The following is a 679-nucleotide window of genomic DNA, read 5'->3' on the forward strand; positions in this document are numbered from 1 at the left end:
ACAGCACGGTGGCGGGCGCCGCTTGCGGCCCGGCGGCGGGCGCGGCAGGTGCCGTCGCACGCGGCACCACGTCGTCGAAGAAGGCCGGGTCCACGCCGGCCGGCAGCGTCGCGATGAAGCGCTGCCAGTCGATCGGCAGCACCGCGGCATGCACCGCGCCCTCGCGCAGCAGCTGCGCCAGCTGCTCGAGGCCGTGCGCCGGATCGATCGGCGCCAGCCCGCGCTCGCGCCACGGATCGTGGCCGCCCGCGGCGAGCTGCGTCGCCATGCCGCCCTGGCCCCACACGCCCCAGGCCACGCTCAGCGCCGGCAGGCCCTGCGCGCGGCGCAGGTGCGCCAGCGCATCGAGCTCGGCATTGGCCGCCGCATAGGCGCACTGCCCCGGCGCACCGAGCAGCAGGCCGGCGGCCGAATACATCACGAAGAAATCCAGCGGCAGCGTGCGCGTCAACGCGTGCAGGTGCCGGGCCGCCTGCGCCTTGTTGTGCAGCACGGCGGCACAGCGCGGCCAGTCCTGGCGCAGCGCGATGCCGTCGTCGAGCGTGCCGGCCGCGTGCACGACGCCGCGCAGCGGCGCCATCTCGCGCGCCAGGGTGTCCAGCACGCGCTGCAGCGCGGCGGCGTCGCCCGCATCGGCAGCGAAGCAGCGCACCTGCGCACCGGCCGCCTCGATCTCGTG

1 protein-coding gene is annotated in these 679 nt (G+C 76.6%); it reads right to left on the reverse strand.

Annotated features, from left to right (window positions below):
• Nucleotides 1-679: KR domain-containing protein (locus AC1D1T_RS32915; protein WP_477993567.1), on the reverse strand; the 679-nt coding region annotated here is incomplete at both ends.

Source organism: Rhizobacter sp. P2_H3 (assembly GCF_056403355.1).